The 20,938-nt window shown below is 68.4% G+C and carries 25 protein-coding genes; 14 read left to right on the top strand and 11 right to left on the bottom strand.

Annotated elements, in window-relative coordinates; all coding sequences use genetic code 11:
* Positions 1-20: 20 nt before the first annotated feature.
* A complete protein-coding gene (locus AC1DBE_RS12085; RefSeq protein WP_476970683.1) occupies positions 21-1,544 on the top strand; it encodes a SulP family inorganic anion transporter in 1,524 nt (507 codons plus the stop codon).
* A 29-nt stretch (positions 1,545-1,573) separates the two neighbouring features.
* Here the strand turns inward: AC1DBE_RS12085 and AC1DBE_RS12080 are convergent, their stop codons facing one another.
* Positions 1,574-1,867: a DUF4287 domain-containing protein gene (locus AC1DBE_RS12080; protein ID WP_476880650.1), complete on the bottom strand. Its 294-nt coding sequence runs from the start codon at positions 1,865-1,867 to the stop codon at positions 1,574-1,576.
* A 130-nt stretch (positions 1,868-1,997) separates the two neighbouring features.
* On the opposite strand from AC1DBE_RS12080, the gene AC1DBE_RS12075 reads away from it, so the two are divergent.
* Positions 1,998-2,438 carry a protein-tyrosine phosphatase family protein gene (locus AC1DBE_RS12075; RefSeq protein ID WP_476970682.1) on the top strand — a complete coding sequence of 147 codons (441 nt, stop codon included), beginning with the start codon at positions 1,998-2,000 and terminating at the stop codon, positions 2,436-2,438.
* Positions 2,439-2,555: 117 nt separating this feature from the next.
* Here the strand turns inward: AC1DBE_RS12075 and AC1DBE_RS12070 are convergent, their stop codons facing one another.
* Together AC1DBE_RS12070 and AC1DBE_RS12065 are read right to left on the bottom strand one after the other, a co-directional pair.
* Entirely contained in the window at positions 2,556-2,702 is a 147-nt protein-coding gene (locus AC1DBE_RS12070; protein WP_354234780.1) for a lmo0937 family membrane protein, read from the bottom strand.
* A 136-nt stretch (positions 2,703-2,838) separates the two neighbouring features.
* Positions 2,839-3,945, bottom strand: a complete 1,107-nt coding sequence (locus AC1DBE_RS12065) for a GTP pyrophosphokinase (protein ID WP_476903734.1) — start codon at positions 3,943-3,945, stop codon at positions 2,839-2,841.
* A gap of 217 nt (positions 3,946-4,162) precedes the next feature.
* Here AC1DBE_RS12065 and AC1DBE_RS12060 point away from each other — a divergent pair, with 217 nt between their 5' ends.
* From AC1DBE_RS12060 to AC1DBE_RS12030, 7 genes are all read left to right on the top strand, one after another.
* On the top strand, positions 4,163-4,957 hold the full coding sequence (locus AC1DBE_RS12060; RefSeq protein WP_476970740.1) for an alpha/beta hydrolase: 795 nt from the start codon (positions 4,163-4,165) through the stop codon (positions 4,955-4,957).
* A 107-nt stretch (positions 4,958-5,064) separates the two neighbouring features.
* Positions 5,065-6,426, top strand: a complete 1,362-nt coding sequence (gene nhaA, locus AC1DBE_RS12055) for a Na+/H+ antiporter NhaA (RefSeq protein WP_476970681.1) — start codon at positions 5,065-5,067, stop codon at positions 6,424-6,426.
* A gap of 72 nt (positions 6,427-6,498) precedes the next feature.
* Positions 6,499-7,455 carry a carbohydrate kinase family protein gene (locus tag AC1DBE_RS12050; protein WP_476903736.1) on the top strand — a complete coding sequence of 319 codons (957 nt, stop codon included), beginning with the start codon at positions 6,499-6,501 and terminating at the stop codon, positions 7,453-7,455.
* A gap of 59 nt (positions 7,456-7,514) precedes the next feature.
* Positions 7,515-8,012, top strand: coding sequence for a YbhB/YbcL family Raf kinase inhibitor-like protein (locus AC1DBE_RS12045; protein ID WP_476970680.1), 498 nt, complete (start codon positions 7,515-7,517; stop codon positions 8,010-8,012).
* A 55-nt stretch (positions 8,013-8,067) separates the two neighbouring features.
* Complete coding sequence (locus tag AC1DBE_RS12040) at positions 8,068-8,886, top strand: HAD family hydrolase (protein ID WP_476970679.1); 819 nt, start codon at positions 8,068-8,070, stop codon at positions 8,884-8,886.
* 133 nt (positions 8,887-9,019) lie between these two features.
* Entirely contained in the window at positions 9,020-9,265 is a 246-nt protein-coding gene (locus tag AC1DBE_RS12035; protein WP_476879761.1) for a hypothetical protein, read from the top strand.
* Positions 9,266-9,353: 88 nt separating this feature from the next.
* Positions 9,354-10,097 (top strand): glycerophosphodiester phosphodiesterase family protein, encoded by a 744-nt coding sequence (locus AC1DBE_RS12030; RefSeq protein WP_476879767.1) that lies wholly within the window; start codon positions 9,354-9,356, stop codon positions 10,095-10,097.
* A 68-nt stretch (positions 10,098-10,165) separates the two neighbouring features.
* Here AC1DBE_RS12030 and AC1DBE_RS12025 read toward each other — a convergent pair whose 3' ends face one another.
* Positions 10,166-11,059, bottom strand: coding sequence for an NAD(P)H-hydrate dehydratase (locus AC1DBE_RS12025; protein WP_476970678.1), 894 nt, complete (start codon positions 11,057-11,059; stop codon positions 10,166-10,168).
* A complete protein-coding gene (locus AC1DBE_RS12020; protein ID WP_476970677.1) occupies positions 11,043-11,813 on the bottom strand; it encodes a histidine phosphatase family protein in 771 nt (256 codons plus the stop codon). Before AC1DBE_RS12020 ends, AC1DBE_RS12025 begins: the two co-directional genes overlap by 17 nt.
* Before the next feature lie 153 nt (positions 11,814-11,966).
* Between AC1DBE_RS12020 and AC1DBE_RS12015 the strand changes: the two genes are divergently transcribed.
* Together AC1DBE_RS12015 and AC1DBE_RS12010 are read left to right on the top strand one after the other, a co-directional pair.
* On the top strand, positions 11,967-13,091 hold the full coding sequence (locus AC1DBE_RS12015) for a glycerate kinase (RefSeq protein ID WP_476970676.1): 1,125 nt from the start codon (positions 11,967-11,969) through the stop codon (positions 13,089-13,091).
* Positions 13,092-13,221: 130 nt separating this feature from the next.
* Complete coding sequence (locus AC1DBE_RS12010) at positions 13,222-14,853, top strand: MFS transporter (RefSeq protein WP_476970675.1); 1,632 nt, start codon at positions 13,222-13,224, stop codon at positions 14,851-14,853.
* An 11-nt stretch (positions 14,854-14,864) separates the two neighbouring features.
* Here AC1DBE_RS12010 and AC1DBE_RS12005 read toward each other — a convergent pair whose 3' ends face one another.
* On the bottom strand, positions 14,865-15,527 hold the full coding sequence (locus AC1DBE_RS12005) for a DUF6766 family protein (protein ID WP_476970674.1): 663 nt from the start codon (positions 15,525-15,527) through the stop codon (positions 14,865-14,867).
* Positions 15,528-15,578: 51 nt separating this feature from the next.
* Positions 15,579-16,070, bottom strand: a complete 492-nt coding sequence (locus AC1DBE_RS12000) for a DUF6328 family protein (RefSeq protein ID WP_476879891.1) — start codon at positions 16,068-16,070, stop codon at positions 15,579-15,581.
* Between the two features lie 160 nt (positions 16,071-16,230).
* On the opposite strand from AC1DBE_RS12000, the gene AC1DBE_RS11995 reads away from it, so the two are divergent.
* Positions 16,231-16,761, top strand: a complete 531-nt coding sequence (locus tag AC1DBE_RS11995; RefSeq protein ID WP_476879892.1) for a hypothetical protein — start codon at positions 16,231-16,233, stop codon at positions 16,759-16,761.
* Between the two features lie 77 nt (positions 16,762-16,838).
* Here the strand turns inward: AC1DBE_RS11995 and AC1DBE_RS11990 are convergent, their stop codons facing one another.
* Positions 16,839-18,194, bottom strand: a complete 1,356-nt coding sequence (locus AC1DBE_RS11990) for a uracil-xanthine permease family protein (RefSeq protein ID WP_476903739.1) — start codon at positions 18,192-18,194, stop codon at positions 16,839-16,841.
* A gap of 113 nt (positions 18,195-18,307) precedes the next feature.
* On the opposite strand from AC1DBE_RS11990, the gene AC1DBE_RS11985 reads away from it, so the two are divergent.
* Positions 18,308-18,814 carry a GNAT family N-acetyltransferase gene (locus AC1DBE_RS11985; protein ID WP_476970673.1) on the top strand — a complete coding sequence of 169 codons (507 nt, stop codon included), beginning with the start codon at positions 18,308-18,310 and terminating at the stop codon, positions 18,812-18,814.
* On the opposite strand, the gene AC1DBE_RS11980 is transcribed toward AC1DBE_RS11985, so the two are convergent.
* Together AC1DBE_RS11980 and AC1DBE_RS11975 are read right to left on the bottom strand one after the other, a co-directional pair.
* Complete coding sequence (locus AC1DBE_RS11980; protein WP_476970672.1) at positions 18,811-19,326, bottom strand: class I SAM-dependent methyltransferase; 516 nt, start codon at positions 19,324-19,326, stop codon at positions 18,811-18,813. The two genes, AC1DBE_RS11985 and AC1DBE_RS11980, sit on opposite strands and share 4 nt — an antisense overlap.
* Positions 19,323-19,484 carry a hypothetical protein gene (locus tag AC1DBE_RS11975; RefSeq protein WP_476970671.1) on the bottom strand — a complete coding sequence of 54 codons (162 nt, stop codon included), beginning with the start codon at positions 19,482-19,484 and terminating at the stop codon, positions 19,323-19,325. The genes AC1DBE_RS11980 and AC1DBE_RS11975 overlap by 4 nt, the downstream gene beginning before the upstream one ends.
* 94 nt (positions 19,485-19,578) lie before the next feature.
* On the opposite strand from AC1DBE_RS11975, the gene AC1DBE_RS11970 reads away from it, so the two are divergent.
* Positions 19,579-20,382 (top strand): GNAT family N-acetyltransferase, encoded by an 804-nt coding sequence (locus tag AC1DBE_RS11970; protein WP_476970739.1) that lies wholly within the window; start codon positions 19,579-19,581, stop codon positions 20,380-20,382.
* Between the two features lie 84 nt (positions 20,383-20,466).
* Here the strand turns inward: AC1DBE_RS11970 and AC1DBE_RS11965 are convergent, their stop codons facing one another.
* Positions 20,467-20,679, bottom strand: coding sequence for a hypothetical protein (locus AC1DBE_RS11965; RefSeq protein ID WP_476970670.1), 213 nt, complete (start codon positions 20,677-20,679; stop codon positions 20,467-20,469).
* Positions 20,680-20,938 lie beyond the last annotated feature (259 nt).

The following is a 20,938-nucleotide window of genomic DNA, read 5'->3' as shown; positions in this document are numbered from 1 at the left end:
CAGCCAGAACGGAGCCAGTCGTGGCCGCCCTACCCGCCGTATTGACCCCCGAGTTAACCCCCGAGCAACGCCAGTCGGTCCGGGGCGCCCTGCTGTCCCCGCGGCGGCTGAAGACCGAAGTCCTGGGCGGCCTGGTCGTGGCCCTGGCCCTGATCCCGGAGGCGATTGCCTTTTCGGTCATCGCCGGCGTCGATCCGCGGATCGGCCTGTTCGCGTCCTTCACCATGGCAGTCACCATCGCCATCGTGGGCGGGCGTCCCGCAATGATCTCGGCTGCCACCGGCGCCGTGGCCCTTGTCACCGCCCCGCTGGTGAAGTCCCACGGCGTCGATTACCTCGTCGCCGCCGTGATCCTGGCCGGCCTGTTCCAAGTAGTCCTGGGGCTCGCCGGCGTGGCCAGGCTGATGCGCTTCATTCCGCGCTCGGTCATGGTGGGCTTTGTGAACGCGCTGGCGATCCTGATCTTTATGTCCCAGGTGCCGGAACTGCTGGGTGTCCCGTGGCTGGTGTACCCGCTGACGGCGCTCGGCCTGGGTATTGTTTTTGGCCTGCCCCGGCTGACGAGGGCAGTACCCGCACCGCTCGTGGCCATCGTGGTGCTGACGCTGATCACGGTCCTTGCCGGCATCACGGTTCCCACGGTGGGCGACAAGGGCGAGCTCCCGGACTCCTTGCCGGCGTTGTTGATCCCCGACGTTCCGTTCACCCTCGACACGCTCGGTGTCATATTTCCCTTCGCCCTCGCCATGGCTTTCGTCGGCCTGCTCGAATCACTGATGACGGCCAAACTGGTCGACGACTTCACCGACACCCGGTCGCCCAAGACCCGCGAGGCCTGGGGCCAGGGCGTGGCCAACATCGTGACCGGATTCTTCGGCGGTATGGGCGGCTGCGCGATGATCGGCCAGACCATGATCAACGTCAAGGCCTCCGGCGCACGCACCCGGATCTCCACGTTCCTGGCCGGCCTGTTCCTGCTGGTCCTTGTGGTGGCCCTAGGCGACGCCGTCTCGCTCATTCCGATGGCGGCGCTCGTGGCCGTGATGATCTTCGTCTCCGTGGCCACCTTCGACTGGCACAGCATCCGGCCGCGCACCCTGGTGCTGATGCCCAAGAGCGAGACCGGGGTGATGGCCGCCACCGTCATCGTCACCGTCGCCACCCATAACCTGGCGATCGGCGTCGGCGTCGGCGTCGTTGTCGCAATGGTCATGTTCGCCCGGCGGGTGGCGCATTTCGTGACGGTGGAGCGGACCGTGAGTTCCGTCGACGGGCGGGGGAGAGCCACCTACGTCGTCGACGGCGAACTGTTCTTCGCCTCCTCCAACGATCTCTACACCCAGTTCGACTATGCCCTTGACCCGCAGGAAGTAGTGATCGATTTGCATGGCTCGCACCTGTGGGACGCCTCAACCATCGCGACGCTGGATGCCATCACCGCGAAGTACCGCCAGCAGGGCAAGGATGTGACGGTGGTCGGACTCAACGACGCCAGCAGCCTGATGCGCGAACGCCTGGCCGGGAAGCTCGGCGCCGGGCACTAACAGGGCACTAGCCGGGCGGCCCCGCCGGGCTAGGACGCCGGCTTGGTCGCCTTGCCGTCGAGCCACAGGGTGTTGGATTCGTCGCTGTGCGCGCCCGTGGTCCCGACGTGTTTGCTGCTGATCCCCGGGCCTTGCCGGATGACGTGGACCAAAGCCATGCCGTGGCCGCGGCCCAGCCCGTAATCCGCGCGCAGCCAGTCGAGGATCTCGCCCGCCTGCGCGGAGGTCCCGGAAAACCCCTTCCTCCGCGCGAGCTCAAGGAGCTGACGTGGCGTCAGGCCCGTCCTGTCTTCGATGGTGTCGAGGTACGCCTGGAATGACATCCTTGGATTCCCTTCAGCGGAGCGTGGAGTTCCGGGCCACTCTAGGCACCGGATCCCGCCCCCGCCAGACCCTTCCGACCCTAATCTGGAATCCTTCTACCTGGTTCGCCGACCGGCTACGCTCGGGACTATGGCGCAGACATGGGAGCCGGGCCAACCCGGCGTGCTCAGTCTTCCGTCCGGACGCCTGATCCGCGGCCGGGGGCTGTTGGCGCCGTTTCCGCCCGGACCGCGGCCCGAATTCGCGTTGTACCTGCTGGGGCGTCGTCCGCGTCCCGTGGACTGGGAGTACCGGTGGGTGCGCTGGCGGGACCTGCGCATCCCGTCCGACGGCGACGACGCCCTCGATGCCTTCCGCGAGGCATGGCGCCGTGCGGCAACCGAGCGGGTGGAGGTGGCCTGCTGGGCCGGCCGGGGAAGAACAGGCACCGCGCTGGCCTGCATCGCGGTCCTGGACGGCGTCCCGGCCGCCGAGGCGGTCGATTTTGTGCGGAGTAACTACCGGCGCGCTGCCGTGGAGACTCTCTGGCAGCGGCGCTACGTGGCGGGCTTTACCGGCGTCGAACCCTAACGCCCAAGCCGTTCCCGGGCTCCGCCGCCCGGGGAGGGGCCCCTGAAGATGGGGCAGCCGTCCGCGGAGCTGCACGCTCCGCGGACGGTGGTTGCCGGGGCAACCAGTGTGCCGTAGCTAAGCGCGGGATCGGCCGCGGATGAAGTGGAAAATCAGGACAACGACGGCGATGACCAAAAGCAGGTGGATGAACCCGCCGCCGATGCTGCCCAGCAGGCCGAGGAGCCAAAGAACGGCGAGAATGATGGCTATCCAAAGCAACATTGCGGTTTCCTTTGTTCTGGGGGATGAAATTTTTTTGATGCTGGTTTATGTCCCGGTCCAAAGGACCGCTTGCAAGAAATACTAAGTCTGCTGTCCTTAATTTTCCACCAGGTTCGTGCGATGTACACCGGCGCGCCTACCCCTGGGTCAGCCGGTACCGCTCGATCTGTTTGAGCCGGCGCAGCAGGCTGTCGCGCCGGGGATGGGGCACGGCGTCGGCGGGTTCGGCGGTGAGGTCGATGTGGGTGGTGCCGTACTGCCACAGCAGCAGATCATCCAGGAGCCGGTCCGGGCCGGGGGAGTAGCGGTGGTCCAGCGCCCGGCGGACCTCGGTGATGCGGTTGGCGCTGAGCAGGCCGGCCAGCTGCACGGTCTGGTTCAGCCCGTGCGCCGCCATCAGCTCCGCAGCCCAGCCCCAGTCGTCGTCGACTTTTCGGTCCACGTGCGGCAGCAGGGTCCGCCAGACATCTCGGATGCGGTTGGGTGTGAGCTGGGCGGCGCCCTCCCCGTCCATGTCCCAGTAGCCCCGGACCTCCTCGTACCTCTCGTTCAGGTCGGCGAAGGCACTTTCGACTGTCTCGAGCATCGCCGCGGTGGCGGTGAACTGCCGGTCGAACTGCGGGGTCCAGGCCCGCGGATCTTCGGCCTTGAACCGGATGTCGTGCTCAATCTCGCTCCAGGCGTGCGCGAAGACGGTCCGGATCTGGCACTCGAAGAAGTAGCTGCCGTTGGGCTGCACGTCCGGGTTGAACACCTGCTGGTAGGCCTTCACGGCGTCGTTCTGGATGGTCCGCAGGATCAGGTGCCGGCTGGAGTACCCGTAGGTGCCGGATTCGATCGATCCGATGTCCTTTTCGCGGTCGCCGCGGCAGTCGAACAGCTGGCGCTGGCGCTTGATCAGGTTGGCCACCACGGCGTTTTCCGCCGGCAGCTTGGTGATCACCCGGATGCCCACCATGTCATTGAGCGTGCGGAACGGGTCCGGGAACTTCAGGACGGGCGGGCCGCCCGGCTCCAGTGGCTTCTCGGTCCGGGAGATCTTCTCGCGGAAGGATTCCACGGTTTTGGTGCGGCCGGTGACGAACAGCGGTGTCACCTCGGTGCCCTTGAGCATTGCCCGGAGGGTCAGCAGCACCTCGCGGGTGACGAGTTTCAGGGCAGGACGAACCCGCTCGTAGAGTTCCACGTTTTCCTGCACGGATTCGCGCAGCGCGGGGTCCAGGCGGTCCCAGTTGCTAGCCATGGGCCTAGCTTACGGCGCGGGTGTGACAGCGCGGCCGGCAGCCCGCCGTCGAAACTGCGGTGTTTTGACCGCGGCGAGGGCCTTCGGCGGTGCCGGGCGGCGCCCAAGGTAGGCTCTGCACATGTCTGAAGTGCGGCGTCGGGATCTCTTCGTGGCTGCAGCGGCGGTGACTCTGGGGACGGTCGCCGCCTGTTCACCGGGCCCCAAGGAGGACACAGTGAAGCGGCAGAAGTACCACTATGGTGACGACCCAAGCCAGTGGGGAGAACTTTTCCTCCCGGAGGCGGCCGAGCCGAGGGGTGTGGTGGTGGTGATCCACGGCGGTTACTGGCGCTCGCAGTACGGTGCCGAACTCGGCGAACCGTTGGCCAGGGACCTCGCCGCCCACGGACTGGCGGCCTGGAACCTGGAGTACCGCCGGGCCGGCAACGGCGGCGGCTGGCCGAACACTTTCGAGGACGTGCTCGCGGGGATCGACAAGCTTCGCGACGTCGCCGGGGAACACAGCCTAGACCTGGAGCGCGTCGTGGCACTGGGCCACTCCGCCGGCGGCCACCTGGCGGTGTGGGCGGCGGGCCGGAGCCGGCTGTGCCAGCTTGGTACCCCGGATGCTGACCGCCAGCTGCAACGCAGGGACGACGGCGCAGCGGTGCAGCTCACCGGCGTCGTGAGCCAGTCGGGCCTGCTGAACCTGGCCGCAGCCGAGCGGCTCGACCTCAGTAACGGCGCCGTCAGCAACTTCCTGGGCGGCTCGTCGGAAAGATACCCCAAACGGCATAAATACGCCGACCCCATGACGGCGGTGCCGTTGCGGGTCCCCGTCTACGCCGTGCACGCCACTGAGGATGACACGGTGCCGATGAGCCAGTCGGAGGCTTACGCGGCCGCTGCGAAGGCAAGCGGCGCCCCCGTCCAGTTCCTCAAGGTCCCCGGCGACCACTTCGCGCTCATCGACACCAAGACGCCCGCCTACCGGAAGTGCCGCGAACTTGTACAGCAGCTCCTGGCCTAGCCCGGAGTAACCTGAGCGCCCGGCTGGGCGTTCGCATAGACTGAAGTCAGGTGCGCCGGGAAGTCTGGTCGGCATAGTTCTGTCGACCCGAAAATTAGGACTTCCACGTGAGCCACACTCCTCCCTCTGCGGCTAGGCCGGGCCCGCCCGGCGCCACCATCCTGGGCCGCGGCAGCTACGCGGAATCCCTGCGCATCGGCGAAATTCTGCGCAAGGAAACCGTCGGCGGCGCGCTTCTGGTGGCCGCGGCCCTCGCGGCGCTGATCTGGGCAAACTCCCCGGCGTCGGAGAGCTACTTCGCGCTCCGCGACTTCACTGTCGGCTACGGGCCATGGCATCTGGAGCTCAGCCTCGGCGCGTGGGCCGCCGACGGGCTGCTCGCCATTTTCTTCTTCCTGGTGGGACTGGAGCTCAAACGCGAATTCGTGGCGGGCGACCTGCGCCAGCTCAGCAAGTCCGTTGTTCCGGTGGCCGCTGCTGCCGGTGGGGTCCTGGTGCCCGCGGTGATTTACGCCCTCGCCAACCTCGGCAGCCCGGAGACTCTGCGCGGCTGGGCCATTCCCACCGCCACGGACATCGCGTTCGCAGTCGCGGTACTCGCGATCATCGGCTCGCACCTGCCCAGCGCGCTGCGAATCTTCCTGCTCACCCTGGCCGTGGTGGACGACCTGATCGCAATCACCATCATCGCCGTGTTCTACTCCAGCGAGATCCAGCCGGTACCTCTTCTTTTGGCCGTGTTGCCGCTGGGACTCTACACCTACCTGGCGCACCGGTACCGGCGATTTTTCGGGCTAAAAGCTCCCGCGGCGTGGCTCATCCTGTTGCCCCTCGGCCTGGCCACGTGGGTGCTGGTGCACGCGTCCGGCATCCACGCGACGGTGGCCGGCGTCCTGCTTGGTTTCGCCATTCCAGTGCTCCGTTCCCGGGCCAGCGGGGGACCAGAGGCGGGTCCGGGTCTCTCGGAAATCTTCGAACACCGCTTCCGGCCCATCTCCGCGGGCATCGCCGTTCCCGTCTTTGCCTTTTTCTCGGCGGGCGTGGCCGTTGGCGGCTGGGGCGGCCTGGACGCTGCGCTGACGGATCCGGTGGCTATCGGGATTATCCTGGCGCTGGTGCTGGGCAAACCGGCCGGCATCCTGGGCACCACCTGGCTGCTCACGAAGGCGACGCGCGCCCGCCTGGACACCTCGTTCACCTGGATCGACGTCGGCGGCGTCTCGATTCTTGCGGGCATCGGCTTTACCGTCTCGCTCCTGGTTGCCGAGCTCAGTTTCGGCCAGGGCAGTGTCCACGACGACCACGCCAAGGTCGGGATCCTCGCAGCGTCCCTGCTGGCCGCACTGCTGGCGAGCGTGGTGCTGCGCGCCCGCAACCGCCAGTACCGGCTGGCAGAGGAAGAGGAGAGGCGCGACTCGGACCACGACGGGATCCCGGACGTCTACCAGCAGGGACCCGCGGAGTCCTAGGGAGCGGGCTGGGCGGAGCTCGGGATCCGGACCACAGCGGCGCCGGGACGTGTTCTCTGGCAGAGTATGGGCATGCTCACAGTCATTGGTGAGGCCCTGGTTGATGTTGTCCAGCGCTCCTCCGGAATCCAGGCCCATGTTGGCGGCAGTCCCCTGAACGTGGCGGTTGGGCTGGCCCGGCTGGACCATCCGGTGCAGTTCATCGGGCGCTACGGCCGGGACGCCTACGGGGAGTCCGTCGCGGCGCACCTGAAGTCGAGCTCGGTGCTGGTACCGCTGGGCCCGGATGAGTTGCCGACGTCGGTAGCCACTGCCCTGATCGACGACGACGGCGCCGCGAGCTACACCTTCGACCTCGCCTGGGAGCTCCCCGGCTTCGCGGACCGGCTGCCGTTCACCCTGCAGGGCAGCACGTTGCTGCACACGGGTTCGATCGCGACCATGCTGGCGCCGGGCGCCGCGGACGTCCTGGCCGCCGTCGAGCATGCCCATCCGTCAATGACCATCAGTTTTGACCCCAACTGCCGGCCGACCATCATCACCGACGTGGGCTACGCCCGGGCGCAAGCGGAAAAGTTCGCCTCGCTCGCTGATGTGGTCAAAGCCTCCGACGAGGACCTTGAGTGGCTCTACCCCGGCGAGGACCCGCTCGATTCGGCCCGCCGCTGGCTCCGGCTGGGCGGATCCGAGGGCCCCGCCATGGTGGTGGTCACCCGCGGGGCCGACGGGCCGTGGGCCGTCAACGCGGCCGGAGAAGCGCACGTCAGGATACCGAAAGTGCAGGTTGCGGACACCGTCGGCGCCGGGGATTCCTTTATGGCGGCGCTGCTCTCCGGCATCGTGGACCGCGGATTGAACGGGGCGCAGAACCGCCCGGGCCTGCGTGAACTTTCCGCGGAGAGCCTGCACGGACTCCTGGCCCGGGCCGCCGCGGCCGCCGCTGTGACGGTCTCCCGTGCCGGAGCGAACCCGCCCACCCGGACGGAACTGAACCGGATGGAAGCGGACTGGGCTGCGCTGAAGAGGTAGACGGGACTGGATGACCCCGGCCCGGGGACGGGTGAGCCGGCCGGTAAGGAGAGGACGCCATGGAAACCTTCACACTGCGGAGCGATGCCTTCGACGACAGGCAGGTTCTTCCGCCGGCCCAACGCGGCGCCGCCACCGGCCCCGGCGGCAGGGATGAATCACCGCCCCTGAGCTGGAGCAACGCGCCGGCCGGAACCCGGAGCTTCGCCGTCACGGTCTTCGACCCCGACGCCCCGGGCCGCGGCGGGTTCTGGCACTGGGCCGTCCTGGACATCCCGGCCGGCACTGCGTCCCTGGCCGCCGGGGCCGGCGACCGGCGCGGCGCCGGCCTTCCGCAAGGCGCGTTCCAGCTCCGGAACGACGGCGGGAAAGTTGGCTACCTGGGGGCCGCCCCGCCCAAGGGACACGGCCCGCACCGCTACGTGATCACGGTGCACGCCCTGGATACGGACACGTCCGGCCTCGACGCCGGCGCCTCCCCGGCCAGCCTCGAGGCCAAACTCGGGCCACACACGTTGGCCCGTGCCAGCCTGACGGGCACCTACGAGCGGCACTGACGGCCGCCGTCGTCACCAGCCCCGCCCCCCTCCGCGGCCAACGTAGACTGGCACTATGCGGCTGGTAGCTAGTGATATTGACGGAACGATCCTCGGCCACGACGGAAAAATCAGCGACCGGACCGTGCGCGCATTCCACGCCTGCCGCGACGCCGGGGTGGAACTGGTGTTCGTCACCGGCCGGCCCCCGCGCTGGCTGCACCCCCTGCAGGACCAGCTTGGCCACACAGGCACCGTCATCTGCTCCAACGGGGCTGTGGTCTGGGACCTGGAGACGGACAGGGTGGTTTCCTCCCGGGCCTTGGAGCTCGACGCCGTCTTCGAAGTCCGCCGGATCATCCAGCAGCTGCGCCCCAGCGCGCTCTTCGCCGCCGAAACACTCACCGGCTTCCACCTGGAACCGGGTTTCCTCGGCACCGGCTCCACTGCCCTCCTCGCCGAATTCACCCCGGCGCCGTTGCAGGAGACGCTTACCGCGGACGACGCCGTCGTAAAGTTCCTGGCGATCGTCCGGGAGGGGACGGCGGATGAGTTCCTGGCCGAAGTTACCCCCGCAGTCGCCCACCTGGCCGCCGCCACCCACTCCGCCCCGAACGTCGCCCTGCTGGAGCTGTCGCTGCCCGGCGTCAACAAAGCCGTGACCCTCGCCGAGTACGCGGCTTCCCTGGGCGTGCAGGCGCAGGACGTCGTGGCGTTCGGCGACATGCCCAACGACATCGAAATGCTCCGCTGGGCCGGCGACGGATACGCCATGGCCAGCGGCCACCCGGAGGCCATCCGCGCGGCCGGCCAGCAGGCGCCCCATTTCGACGACGACGGCGTGGCCCAGATCCTCGAAGCCAAACTCGCCGAGCTGGGCGTCCGCCTTCCCTGACCCGGGAGTGCAACCCCCGCAGGAGTGCAACCCCGGCGGACATGGGATTCCCAGCTGGCGGCCAACTGCCGTTCACTTTCGGCTCCTAGGCTGGCAGCACCGAATGGATCTCTTGACTGATGGTGGGGCACTCATGGCCAGGTACGGCAACCGACATATTGATGACCAGCCGCTCCGGCGGGTGGACCCGGACGCGCACTGGAAGAGCCTGCGGCAGGGCGACCGGGTCAGGGTCCGGCTCTCGCCCGGGTTTGAAACCGGCGGGTTCGTCGACGCCGTCACCCCGGACCACACCACGGTCTGGGTAGACCTCGACGGCGGCGGCCGCACCCTGCTGCACTGCAGCGATGGCGTGGAGATCCTGCCGCACAGCGCCTGAGCCCAAAGAGTCCCTCCGGTACGCTTCAAGGGTGATAGCCCCGCACCCCTTCCTCGCCCCCGGCGGCGCCCCCGGGGCGCCGGTGCCGATGGCGCACCGCGGATTTTCGCCGGAAGGCGCCGAGAACTCGATGGCCGCGTTCCGCGCCGCCGTCGCACTCGGTTACCGCTACCTTGAAGCGGACGTGCACACCACGGCCGACGGCGTTCTGCTGCTCTTCCACGATGAAACCCTGGACCGCGTCACGGACGGCAGCGGACGAATTTCCGAACTACCCGCGGCAACCGTTGCCCGCGCCCGGATCGCCGGCGCCGAGCCGATCCCGCTGCTGGCGGAACTGGTGGCCGAACTGCCCGACGTCCGGCTCAACCTGGACGTCAAAGACTGGAATTCGGTGGACACGCTCGCAGCCGCAATCGAACAGTTCGGGCTGCATGACAGGGTCCTCATTGCCAGCTTCTCCGACCGCCGGCGGCGCGCGGTACTGCGGCGCCTGAGCCGGCCCGCGGCCAGTTCCGCCGGGATGGCCGCCAATGCCCTCTTTGTGCTGCTGGGACCGCTGCTCCCGGCGGACCTGTTGCGTCGGGCGACGGCCCGGGCACTCCGCGACGTCCACGCCCTGCAGGTCCCGGTCCGGTACGGCGCCGTGCCGGTGGTGACGGCGGGATTTGTCCGCCGCGCCCACCGCCAGGGCCTGCATGTGCACGTCTGGACCATCAATGAGGCGGCCGAGATGCACCGGCTGCTGGACCTTGGCGTCGACGGCATCGTTACAGACCGTGCCGACCTGCTGAAGACGGTCCTGCAGGAACGCGGCCAGTGGGTCGACTGAGACGCGCTGCCGCGGGGACCCGCGCCGCCGGGAACCCCGACGCCGCGCGCCCTCGGCTCGGAGTGAACCTAACTGCTGAGTTCCACCATCAGGGCCGGCAGTTCGTCGCAGAGTTCGCGCGCCAGGTAGCCTAGTCCGCCCAGCCTGCTCGCCAGCCGATCGCCGGCCGCGGCGTGCAGATGGGAACCCCAGCAGGCGGCCTGCGCGTCCGTGGTTCCCCGCGCCCGCAGCCCAGCAATGGCGCCTGCCAGCACGTCGCCGCTTCCCGAGGTGCCCAGGCCGCTGTGTCCCGTGGTGATTTCCCAGACGGTCCCGCCGGGCTCCGCGATCACCCCCTGGCAGCTGACCACGGCCTGATATTTGTCAGCGATTCTTGACGCGTCCCGCTGAAGGTCCTCAATGTCCCGGCCCAGCAGGATGCTGCCTTCGGTGACGTTGGGGGTCAGGATCAGCCGGCCCGCCCATGGCTGCAGTTCCTCGGCCAGCTCGGGCAGGCAGCCCAGGGCATAGGCATCGAGGACGACGGCGGGCCCGCGCTTCGGACGGGACCTGCCAGGCAGCAGCAGGGCGCGCAGCAATGACAGGGTCTCGTCCTTGTCATCCAAGCCGGGTCCGACCAGGATGGCGTCCGCAGCGCCTACCTCGTCCGCCAGCAACGACGCTCCGGAGCCCTTGACCGACCCATGCGACGTCTCCGGCAGCCCCACAACGCCCGACTCCGGGAGGGCCACCGCCAGCTGCACCGCCGTCGACTCCGCCACCGCCAAGGTCAGCCTGCCGGCACCTGAGCGCAGGCTCGCCACGCCGGCTAGCAGGGCCGCCCCCGGCGTCTTGCGCGCGCCGCCCACCACCAGCACCGAACCTCGGTCGTCCTTGCCGGAACCGCCGCCGGGCAGCGGCCAGCCGCGCAGCAGCGTTGGCGTCAGTTGCACTGTGGGCGAAGACTTAGCGCGGGTGGACATCTGCGTCCCCTGCGTGCTCGGTGACGGGGACGCCCTGTTCCGCCAGGTGGTCCGCCATATTGAAGCTCTCCAGCACCCACGCCCCCCGCCCGTCGGTCCGGGCAAAGCGGCTGACAGAGGCGTTCAGGATGCTGGTCTTGGCGGCAAGGTCCAGCAACTCGGATTCCGAGAGGCCCTGGAGGATGTAGCGGAACAGCACGATCAAGGCGTCGTGGCAGACCAGCACAACCCCTTCCCCGGAGTGGACCCGGTCCAGATCCGCCAGCAGCGAGCGGAGCCGCAACACGACGTCGGCCCATGATTCGCCGCCCGGGGGCCGGTAGTAGAACTTCCCCAGCCACCTTCGGCGCTGGGCTTCCTCGGGCAGCCGGGCTTCGACACCGTCGGAGGTGAGCATGTCCAGGATTCCGAGCTCGCGGTCGCGAAGCCGCTCGTCCAGCCGGATTTGCCCGCGCCAGCCGCCCGTCCCGACCGCCAGTTCGGCGGTCTGCCGTGCGCGGGCGTAGGGGGAGGACCACACGGCGCCGCGGCTCTGCTCGGGGACGCCGGCCAGAAACCGGCCCAGCGCCAGTGCCTGTTCCCGGCCGGTGTCCGAGAGCCCGACGTCGGCGTCGCGCGCCGGGACGTCGATGACGTGTGCCCCGGCCTGATGCGCGCGGGTCGCGGCCACGTTGCCTTCACTTTCCCCGTGCCGGATCAGGACGAGTCCCGTGATCCCCGGCAAGCTGCCGCCGGCATATTCGCTGTTGCCCACCGTTACCTCCTGCACGCCCGCCCGCGGGGCCTGTCGAAACTGCCACTGCCGTCCACGGGAGGATCCCGGGCGGCCCGGAAGTGCCCACGTTACTCCCGGGCCCCGGCCTTGTCTCGGAAGGCAAATGTCGGTGCCGGCTGGCAGGATGGAGCCATGCGTATCCTGATCGCCCCGGACAAGTTCAAGGGCTCCCTGACCGCCGCCGAGGCCGCTTCCGCCATTGCCGAGGGGGCCCTGCGGGTCTATCCCGAGGCGGAAGCCATCCAGTTTCCCGTGGCCGACGGCGGCGAGGGCACCCTGGAAGCCGCCGTCGCCGCCGGGTACGAGGAGCGGCTGAACGCCGTCGTCGGCCCGATCCTGGCCCCAATTGGCGCGGCCTGGGCGATCCGCAAAGATGCCTTCGGCGGCGCGACCGCTGTCATCGAGACAGCCCAGGCGTCCGGCCTCGCGCACATGGAACCGACGCCCGAGAATGCGCTGCGGGCCCACAGCTACGGATGCGGACAGCTGATCGCGGCCGCCCTCGACGCCGGCGCCACGGACATTGTGCTGGGCGTCGGCGGCTCTGCGATGAGCGACGGCGGCAGCGGGGCCCTGCGCGCCCTTGGCCTGAAACCCGTGGACGCCGCCGGGAACGTGGTGCCGCTCGGCGGCGGGTCGCTGGCCGACGTCGCGGCCGTGGACCTCAGCGGCCTCGACCCGAGGCTGGCCGCGGTGAAATTCAGGATCGCCGTGGACGTTCAGAACCCGCTTTACGGGCCCGACGGCGCCGCCCACGTCTTCGGTGCCCAGAAGGGGGCCGACGCGGAGGCGCGGGAAGCACTCGACGCCGGGCTGCGCAACTGGGCCTCGGTGATCCGGCAGGCGACCGGCCGCGACGTCAACGTCCCGGGTGCGGGGGCGGCCGGCGGATTCCCGGCGTCGTTCCTGGCCTTCAGCGACGCGTCCCTTGAGGGCGGGTTCGAGCTCGTGGCCGGACTCACGGGCCTCGCCGACAAACTGGCCGACGCTGACCTGGTGATCACCGGCGAGGGGTCGCTGGACTCCCAGTCGCTGGGCGGGAAGGCGCCGATCGCGCTGGCCGACGCCGCCCGCGAACTCGGAATCCCGGTCATTATGGTCGCCGGCCGGATCCTGGTCACCCCCGAGGACCTGGCCCGGCACGGGGTGGTGGCGGCAGCGCAGTTGCTGGACGTGGCCCCGAACCCGGTCGAGGCCATCGCGAAGGCGGCCAAGTACCTGGCCTGGGCCACCACCCAGGTCCTCGAAGGGGCCTAGCCCCCCGGGCACGGATTCCCCGGGGGAAACTCTGGTTCGGGCGTATCGGCGCCGATAAACTGGCGGCATTGGGGGCCGTGACTCCCTGCCAGGGTTACGCGCAGACCGTGGCCCTGCCCAGGAGTCCGATATGTCCATGAAGCGCACCAGTCCCCGCCGGCCCAAACTCCAGGAACGCCGCCTGGAGGTCGAACACATCAACGTCGTTGACCGGCGCGTTATGCGTAAGGCACTCGGCGGGACCATCGTCGGGAACACGATGGAATGGTACGACGTCGGCGTCTTCGGCTACCTGATCACCACCATGGGCCCGGTTTTCCTGCCCGAGGCGGACAAGACCGTGCAGAACCTGTTCCTGCTCGGCACCTTCGGAGCAACGTTCATCGCCCGGCCGCTGGGCGGGGTGTTCTTCGGCTGGCTCGGCGACAAGATCGGCCGTCAGCGTGTCCTGGCCATGACGCTCATCATCATGGCAGCCTCGACGTTCGTGGTGGGGCTGCTGCCCGGCTACTCGGTGCTCGGAATCTGGGCGGCGGTGCTGCTGGTCACCACCAAACTCATCCAGGGCTTCTCGACCGGCGGGGAGTACGCGGGTGCGACCACCTTCGTCAGCGAACATGCCCCGGACGCCCGCCGCGGCTTCTTCGCCAGCTTCCTGGACCTAGGCAGCTACATGGGCTTCGCCATCGGCGCGGCGCTGGTGACCCTGCTGCAGGTCACCCTCGGCGGGGACGTTATGGTGGCGTGGGGGTGGCGGATTCCATTCCTGATTGCCGGTCCGCTGGGCCTGATTGCCATCTACTTCCGGATGAAGATCGAGGAATCCCCGGCGTTCCAGGCCAGCCTCGACGCGCAGGAGGCAGGGGGTCCCGCGGGGGAGGCCGCGGACACCAAGGGACCCGTCGCCATCTTCACCTCACACTGGCGCGGCATCCTGCTCGCCATGATCCTGGTGGCCGCCGCGAACACGGTCGGCTACGCCCTGACGTCCTACATGCCGACCTACCTGACCTCCAACAAGGGCTATGACGAGCTTCATGGCACCCTGCTGACCATCCCCATCCTGGTCCTGATGTCCGCCGCGATTCCGCTCACAGGCAAGCTCTCGGACCGGATCGGACGCCGGCCGGTATTGTGGATCGGCTCGCTCGGCACCGTGGTGCTGGCCGCGCCGGCCTTCCTCCTGATCGGCGTCGGGGCCATCTGGTCAACACTGCTGGGGCTCGCGCTCATCGCGTTCCCGCTGACGTTCTACGTGGCGAACCTGGCCTCGACCCTGCCCGCCCTCTTCCCGACTGCCAGCCGTTACGGGGCCATGGGCATCGCGTACAACTTCGCCGTCGCCATCTTCGGCGGCACGGCGCCGTTCATCATCGCGTCCCTGATTGCGGCGTCGGGCAACGAAATGATGCCCGCGTACTACCTGATGGCCACCTCGGCCGTTGGCGCAGTGGCGGTGTACTTCATCAAGGAGACGGCCGGCAAACCGCTGATGGGCTCCATGCCGAGCGTCGACACGATTGAGGAGGCGCACGAACTGGTAGCCGGCCAAGAGTCGAACGAGAACCTGGACCTCAACGAGATGCCGTTCGACCACACCTACGAGCCGCCGGAGGGTGAAGCGGGGGCGGCGGGGGCCGGTGCCGAGTCGGGTGCGGCGGCTCCCCGGCCCGGTGCGCCCGCTGCTCCGGCCGACCCCGCTGCTCCGGCCGACCCCGGCCAGTCAGCCGGTTCCGCGCAGAGGGACGGCCACGCGGACTAGCCTCCGCGGCGTCAGGCCCCGGTTTCGTAATGCGGTTCGGCCACGGGCTTGGACTCGGGGGAGCCCTTCTCCCGCAGGTACACCGAGGCGCCCACCAGTACGGCGACGGCCAGGAATTCGCTCTGCCAGTTCTGGAAGGACTCGAACCAGAAACGGCTGGTGGCGAAGTAGCCCCAGACCGTGACGGGCGGCTGGCCGTGGGCCTGCTGCTCGTCGCTGTATTCCTGGCTGCCGCCGACGGCATGGAGGGCGACTGAAGCCAGGAACAGCACCAGGAACATAATCGAGAGGGAGTGCTCATAGAGTTTGAGCACCCACCCGCCCCGGCGCACGGGCCAGGGCGTCGCTTTTTTGATGGTGGCGGTTCGCGGGTCTTCATCCTGCGGGGCAGCCTTGCCCATCGGTTTGGATTCGGAGGAGCCTTTCTGGAAGAGGAACACCGTCAGGATGACGTACATGCCCATCTGCAGGAACTCCGATTCCCAGTTCTCGAAGGTCGCCTCGAGGAACGCGCCCGTACCCAGGTACTCGAAGATCCCGACGGCGGACTGCCCGTGGGCCAGCTGGTCTTCGCTGTAGTCGGCGGCGCCGGTGACCACCATTCCGCCGAAGAAGACAACGAAGAGCCCGATGTTGGCCAGCAGCAGCCCGCGTTCTTTAACCCACTTGCGCATTTGTTCTCCCGACTCTGGGTGGATGGTGTGAAGTGTTAGGCCGGTGCCGGACTAGGTCCGCCGGGCTTTGTGGCGGAGCCTGCCCGGGATTAGCACGAGCAGGACCAGCAGCACGGCGAGCAGGCCGCCGCCCGCGATCAGGCCCGCTGCCCGGCCGATGGCGACGTCAAAGACCAGCGCCGAGGTACCCACGCTGAGGAGTGCGACGCCGGCCAGGGCCAGTTTCGCGATCCGGTCCGCGCTGGCCACGAGGGTCTCCTTGAGGCCCTGCCGGAAGAGCCGGCGGTGCGCGCTGACGGGCAGCAGGATCAGGGCGGTGGTGAGGGCGGCAAGGACCACGGTGGCGAGATAGAGCACCATTTCGAATCCGTCGAGGGTTGTGAAGCGGGCCTGGAAGGGAAGGGTCAGGAGGAAGCCGGCGAGGATCTGCACGCCCGTCTGGAGCACCCGGAGTTCCTGCAGCAGCTCCGCCCAGTTGCGGTCCATCTTCTCGTCAAAGGTTTCATCCCGCCCCGTGCCCGGGGACCCTGCTGCGTCCGGCATCATCGCTCCTCATCGTGAAAATCGCCTCGGTACTAAGCTTACTGAGGATTTTTCGGGTACGGTGGAAATGCGATAGGGCCCGGCATGTTTGCCCGGCCCAATCCTCAGCTCCGATCATCCAGAATCGACCGGCCGAATGCCAGAATGCAGGAGGAACGACATGACTCAGGACCAGCAGGGACACCCCATCGAAGAAGAAGCGGGCGGCTACGGGACGCCCACCGCCGAGCAGGAAGTGCCGGGCGGCGACGACAAGTCGTTTGCGCAGCCCCGCGACGAGGAGGCCTTTGATGCGGCCGGCCTCAACCAGGACAGCCCGGACGGCGAGACGTACCCGGCCGGAGCGCCGGACCTGAGCCAGTTCGGCGCCGAAGACCAGGACAGTGCAGGTGAACCCGGAGCCGGACGCTTCGGGGGGACGGAGGAACAGATGAACGCGGAAAACGAAAGCAGCGAGGCCGGATTCGAGCAGGGCAGCGCGGCAGCCGCCGAGCGCGGCGGTGCCGTTCCGTCCTCGGAGGCGGATATGGATGCGGCCAACACCGAGGAACCGGAGCAGGAGCGCCCCTTCTCCTCGGAGTCGGGCCAGGACGCGGCCGGCCTTCCCGACGGCAGCGGCACGGACCTGCCGGAGGAGAAATCACCGAAGGACCGCGGCCGCGACGACAAGGATTCGTTCGACGCCGGGTAATCCGCCGCCGAAACGCCGAAGGCCGGCCCCTCACACCATCTGGTGGAGGGGCCGGCCTTTTGTGTGCCGGCTGCCGCTTAGCGGCGCTTCTTCGGGGCGCGCTTCGCTGCGGCGTTCACCGCAGACTTCACTGCCGCCACCGCGGCGGCGTCGTCCGTTTCCGGCTCGGCCACGGTTCCGCGGGCCTTCGCGATGGCCTTCATGCCGTGGTAGATCACCAGCGCGGCCGCGGATCCCAGGGCGATGCCGGTGAACTTCAGGTCGCCGATGGTCCACGTGTAGTCCGCGATGCCCACGATCAGGGCGACTGCGGCGGTGGTGAGGTTGATGGGGTTCGAGAAGTTGACCTTGTTCTGCACCCAGATCTTCACGCCCAGGACGCCGATCATGCCGTAGAGCATAGTGGCGGCGCCGCCCAGGACCCCGGCCGGGACCGTCGCGATCAGTTCGCCGAACTTCGGCGAGAAGCTCAGTACGACGGCGAAGATGCCCGCCACCCAGTAGGCCGCCGTCGAGTAGACCTTCGTCGCGGCCATAACGCCGATGTTTTCGGCGTATGTCGTGGTGCCGGAGCCGCCGCCCAGGCCGGCGAGGACCGTCGCGGCGCCGTCGGCCAGCAGCGCGCGGCCAGACACGCCGTCGAGGTTCTGCCCTGTCATGGCGGAGACCGACTTCACGTGGCCGATGTTCTCGGCCACAAGGACCAGCACCACGGGCACGAAGAGGCCAACTACGCCGAGGTGGAACTCCGGGGTCTGGAAGTGCGGAAGCCCGACCCACGCGGCGGCGTCGACCTTCGCGAAGTGGATCTCGCCGCGGATCATGGCCACCACGTAGCCCACGATCACGCCGACCAGGATGCTCAGCCGGCCCAGGATGCCGCGGAAGAACACACTGACCACGATGATCACGGCGAGGGTGATCAGGGCGGTGATGGGGGCGGCGTCGAAGTTATTCTTGGCGGCCGGGGCCAGGTTCAGGCCGATGAGCCCAACGATGGCGCCGGTGACGATCGGAGGCATCAGCCGGTTGATCCACCCGGCGCCGAATTTCTGCACGATGGCGCCGATGATGGCCAGTCCGACGCCGGCCAGCACCACGCCGCCGAGCGCGCCCGCGATCCCATACTGCTGCTGCGACGCCATGATCGGGGCGATGAAAGCGAACGACGAGCCGAGGTAGCTGGGCACGCGGCCCCGGGTGATGACCAGGAACAGCAGAGTGCCGATGCCGGAGAAGAAGAGGGTGGTGGCCGGCGGCATGCCCGTGATGATCGGGACCAGGAAGGTGGCACCGAACATGGCGACAACGTGCTGCATGCCCACACCGATGGTCAGGGGCCAGGCGAGCCGTTCATCGGGCCGGACAACCTCGCCGGGGCGGACGGACTTGCCGTTTCCGTGGATCTTCCATTTGGTGCCGAGCATGCTCATTGCAGCGAGCCTTTCAAGAATGTGTGGCGGGACCGGGAAGGAATCTTCCGGTGACACTTTACCGCGCCCGCCGGAGGCTCCCGACGCGGGTTCGGCGGCGCTAGAGTGGCGGAATGGCCGCACTGACTGCCCCGACGAAGCGCCTTCATACTGCCTGGCTCGCGGCTCACGCGGAGTGGTGGCCGGGCCTGCACGAGGACGGTTTCGGGTTACTCCCGGACGACGACGTCGCGTCTGCAGCCGGGTTTGAGGCGTGGCTGGCACGGCTGGCCGGCGAGTCGGAGGACTGCACATACCGGTGGATCGTCGACGGCGGTGCGGTGCTCGGCGGGATTGCCCTGCGCCACGGCTCCGACGGGTTCGTGGAGCGAAACGGGCACATTGGGTACGGTATCCGTCCCTCCGCCCGGGGGCGCGGGCTGGGAACGTGGGCGCTCGGCCGCATGGTCGAGGAAGCGCGCTCGCTCGGCATGGACGGTGTTCTGCTGGTCTGCGAGGCCGGAAATCTCCCCTCGGCGAAGACTATTGAGCGGCAGGGCGGTGTGCGCGTGGGCCCGGAATCAGCCGACGCGTGGCGGTACTGGATCTCCATTACGTCCAATACTTCCGACGGCGGCTAGCTGGCTGTTGCGCCGGGTTCGGGCAGCGGAGATTTCATCAGCAGCAGGACCGCCTGCGGGTGCTTTTCAGACGTCCGGGGCGCCCGAACAAGTTGGGCCTCAAGCGTGAAGCCTTGTTCCGCGAACCGGGTGGCGACGTCGTCCGGAATGTGGAGTTCGGCCGTGAGTTCGACGTCGTGGCCGTAGGCGCGTGCCATAGTTCGGCGCCCGCTCCCCGCCTGGAATGCCAGCAGCGCCCAGCCGCCCGGCCGGAGGACCCGCCAGAATTCACGGGCGATGCGCGGGAGCTCGGCAGGGGATGAGTGAATGATCGAGTACCAGGCGAGGACGCCGTCCGCAGCGGCGTCGGCGGCCGGGAGCCCTGACAGTTCACCCACCTCGAAAGCGAGCTCCGGGTGGTGCTCGCGGGCCACCCGAACCATCTCCGGCGACAGGTCCACGCCTGTAGCCCGCACTCCCGAGCCGGTGAGGAGGGCGCTCATCCGCCCGGCACCGCAGCCGGCGTCGATCACCCTGCGCTCCGGCGTTGAGCAGACCAGGGCAAGAATTGCTCAACCATCGCGAGGTCCAGCGGCGCCTCGAACGTGGCGTCAGGGAGGGCCGTTGCATAGGACTCCGCCACGGCGTTGTAGGCGGACCTGATCTGGTCGAGAAGGTTCGGGTTTGCCATGGCCCGAGCCTAGCGGCGGCGGGCCGGATGCGGCCGCCTCTTTCGCATGGAGGGCGGTGTCGCGCGCTATGGCGGAGCGGTGCCTTCCGGCTGGATGTACCGTGAGGTCCAATGCATACTTCGAAAACTCCTTGAGGCCTACGACCAGCAACTGCGCACCGATGCGGAAACTCCCAGTGCGATCGCCGTCGAACGGCTGGGCCCACTTCGGCTCGTGACCTTCGCGGGCGGCCGCGGATTCGTGACCTACCAGGACCTGGCGGGCGCCAGCGCGGAAACGATCGCGGGGTGGGTGGCCGAGACGGCCCAGTTCTATCGCGCCGATCCGGACATTGTGCGGGTTGAATGGAAGACCCGCGGCCACGACCACGCGCCCGGACTTCACGAGGCGCTGCTGGAGAACGGGTTCGAACCCGACGAGACCGAATCGGTCATGATCGGACCCGCCAGCGCTCTCGCCGTGGAGGTGGCCTTACCGCCGGGAGTGACCCTGCGGCGCATAACGGCTGAGCCCGACATCCGCGCCATGAGCGCCATGCAGGACGACGTCTTTGGCACCCCCGCCTCGGACGGCAATGCGGAGGCCATTCTGCGCCGGATGGCCCGCGAGAACGGGATGGAATTGTGGGTGGGGGAGCATGGAAGTGACATCGTCAGTGCCGGACGGCTGGAACCGGTGCCGGACACGGATTTCGCGGGAATCTGGGGCGGCGCCACCCGCCAGGAGTGGCGCGGGCGGGGCATCTACCGGGCGTTGACGGCTGCCCGTGCCCGCTCGGCGATGGCGTTAGGCAAGACACTCATTCACAGTGACTCGACTGAGTATTCGCGGCCAATCCTGGAACGCTACGGCCTGGAACGGGTCTCGACGACGACGCCCTACCTCTGGCGGCGGTGAGCTCGGCGGCAGTTGCCGCTGTAGCCACCTTGGGGTGAGCCGCGGGAGCTGCGCGACGGCATAGGGGCTCGGCCCGTCCTGCAGCTACTTCTGCGCGTCAGGCGGGGCGTGCGTCGTCGCCCGTCCCGCCTGGCGCCGGGCCGCGACATATCTGGCGATCAGCAGCACTCCGACGGGAACAAGCACGATCCCTGTGATGAGCCGCACCGCGTCGAGGGGCGTCCAGGTGAGGAAAATCATCGCCCAGACGAGCATGAAGATTCCAGCCGCCAGCTGAGGGATGGACGGATTCTTCACACGGATTCCCTCCTATAGGCAAGCGGCATTAGCGGTCCCAACATACTTGCCGTGGCGCTGCCGGGAAGCTGCGCCCTCCCGCGGGTTGCTGGGGCAGGGCCGGGTCGATGGCCGGTCTGGACTTCTTTTTAGGGTCGGAAGTGGTGGTTGCGTCGGGGTTGTTGGGTGGGGTCGAGGTGTGGTGGTGGGGTGTACTAGGGGGTGCCGTTGTGGTTGTGGATGGTCCATTGTTCTTTGTGGATGAGGTGGTGGTGGTGTG

It is taken from the genome of Arthrobacter sp. 10T416 (genome assembly GCF_056394165.1).
The sequence above is the reverse complement of the archived record's forward strand: the minus strand, read 5'-3'. Positions and strand labels throughout refer to the sequence as shown.

Excerpts from the sequence above, each read along its gene's own strand:
- AC1DBE_RS12025 (WP_476970678.1), bottom strand. The coding sequence starts at position 11,059 with ATGTCCACCCGCGCTAAGTCTTCGCCCACAGTGCAACTGACGCCAACG.
- AC1DBE_RS12080 (WP_476880650.1), bottom strand. The coding sequence starts at position 1,867 with ATGTCATTCCAGGCGTACCTCGACACCATCGAAGACAGGACGGGCCTG.
- AC1DBE_RS11970 (WP_476970739.1), top strand. The coding sequence starts at position 19,579 with ATGTACCGTGAGGTCCAATGCATACTTCGAAAACTCCTTGAGGCCTAC.
- AC1DBE_RS12065 (WP_476903734.1), bottom strand. The coding sequence starts at position 3,945 with ATGGCTAGCAACTGGGACCGCCTGGACCCCGCGCTGCGCGAATCCGTG.
- AC1DBE_RS12040 (WP_476970679.1), top strand. The coding sequence starts at position 8,068 with ATGCGGCTGGTAGCTAGTGATATTGACGGAACGATCCTCGGCCACGAC.
- AC1DBE_RS11995 (WP_476879892.1), top strand. The coding sequence starts at position 16,231 with ATGACTCAGGACCAGCAGGGACACCCCATCGAAGAAGAAGCGGGCGGC.
- AC1DBE_RS12015 (WP_476970676.1), top strand. The coding sequence starts at position 11,967 with ATGCGTATCCTGATCGCCCCGGACAAGTTCAAGGGCTCCCTGACCGCC.
- AC1DBE_RS12045 (WP_476970680.1), top strand. The coding sequence starts at position 7,515 with ATGGAAACCTTCACACTGCGGAGCGATGCCTTCGACGACAGGCAGGTT.
- AC1DBE_RS12030 (WP_476879767.1), top strand. The coding sequence starts at position 9,354 with ATGGCGCACCGCGGATTTTCGCCGGAAGGCGCCGAGAACTCGATGGCC.
- AC1DBE_RS12075 (WP_476970682.1), top strand. The coding sequence starts at position 1,998 with ATGGCGCAGACATGGGAGCCGGGCCAACCCGGCGTGCTCAGTCTTCCG.
- AC1DBE_RS12000 (WP_476879891.1), bottom strand. The coding sequence starts at position 16,070 with ATGCCGGACGCAGCAGGGTCCCCGGGCACGGGGCGGGATGAAACCTTT.
- AC1DBE_RS12050 (WP_476903736.1), top strand. The coding sequence starts at position 6,499 with ATGCTCACAGTCATTGGTGAGGCCCTGGTTGATGTTGTCCAGCGCTCC.
- AC1DBE_RS12070 (WP_354234780.1), bottom strand. The coding sequence starts at position 2,702 with ATGTTGCTTTGGATAGCCATCATTCTCGCCGTTCTTTGGCTCCTCGGC.
- AC1DBE_RS12035 (WP_476879761.1), top strand. The coding sequence starts at position 9,020 with ATGGCCAGGTACGGCAACCGACATATTGATGACCAGCCGCTCCGGCGG.
- AC1DBE_RS11985 (WP_476970673.1), top strand. The coding sequence starts at position 18,308 with ATGGCCGCACTGACTGCCCCGACGAAGCGCCTTCATACTGCCTGGCTC.
- AC1DBE_RS11990 (WP_476903739.1), bottom strand. The coding sequence starts at position 18,194 with ATGAGCATGCTCGGCACCAAATGGAAGATCCACGGAAACGGCAAGTCC.
- AC1DBE_RS12010 (WP_476970675.1), top strand. The coding sequence starts at position 13,222 with ATGTCCATGAAGCGCACCAGTCCCCGCCGGCCCAAACTCCAGGAACGC.
- AC1DBE_RS12005 (WP_476970674.1), bottom strand. The coding sequence starts at position 15,527 with ATGCGCAAGTGGGTTAAAGAACGCGGGCTGCTGCTGGCCAACATCGGG.
- AC1DBE_RS11975 (WP_476970671.1), bottom strand. The coding sequence starts at position 19,484 with ATGGCAAACCCGAACCTTCTCGACCAGATCAGGTCCGCCTACAACGCC.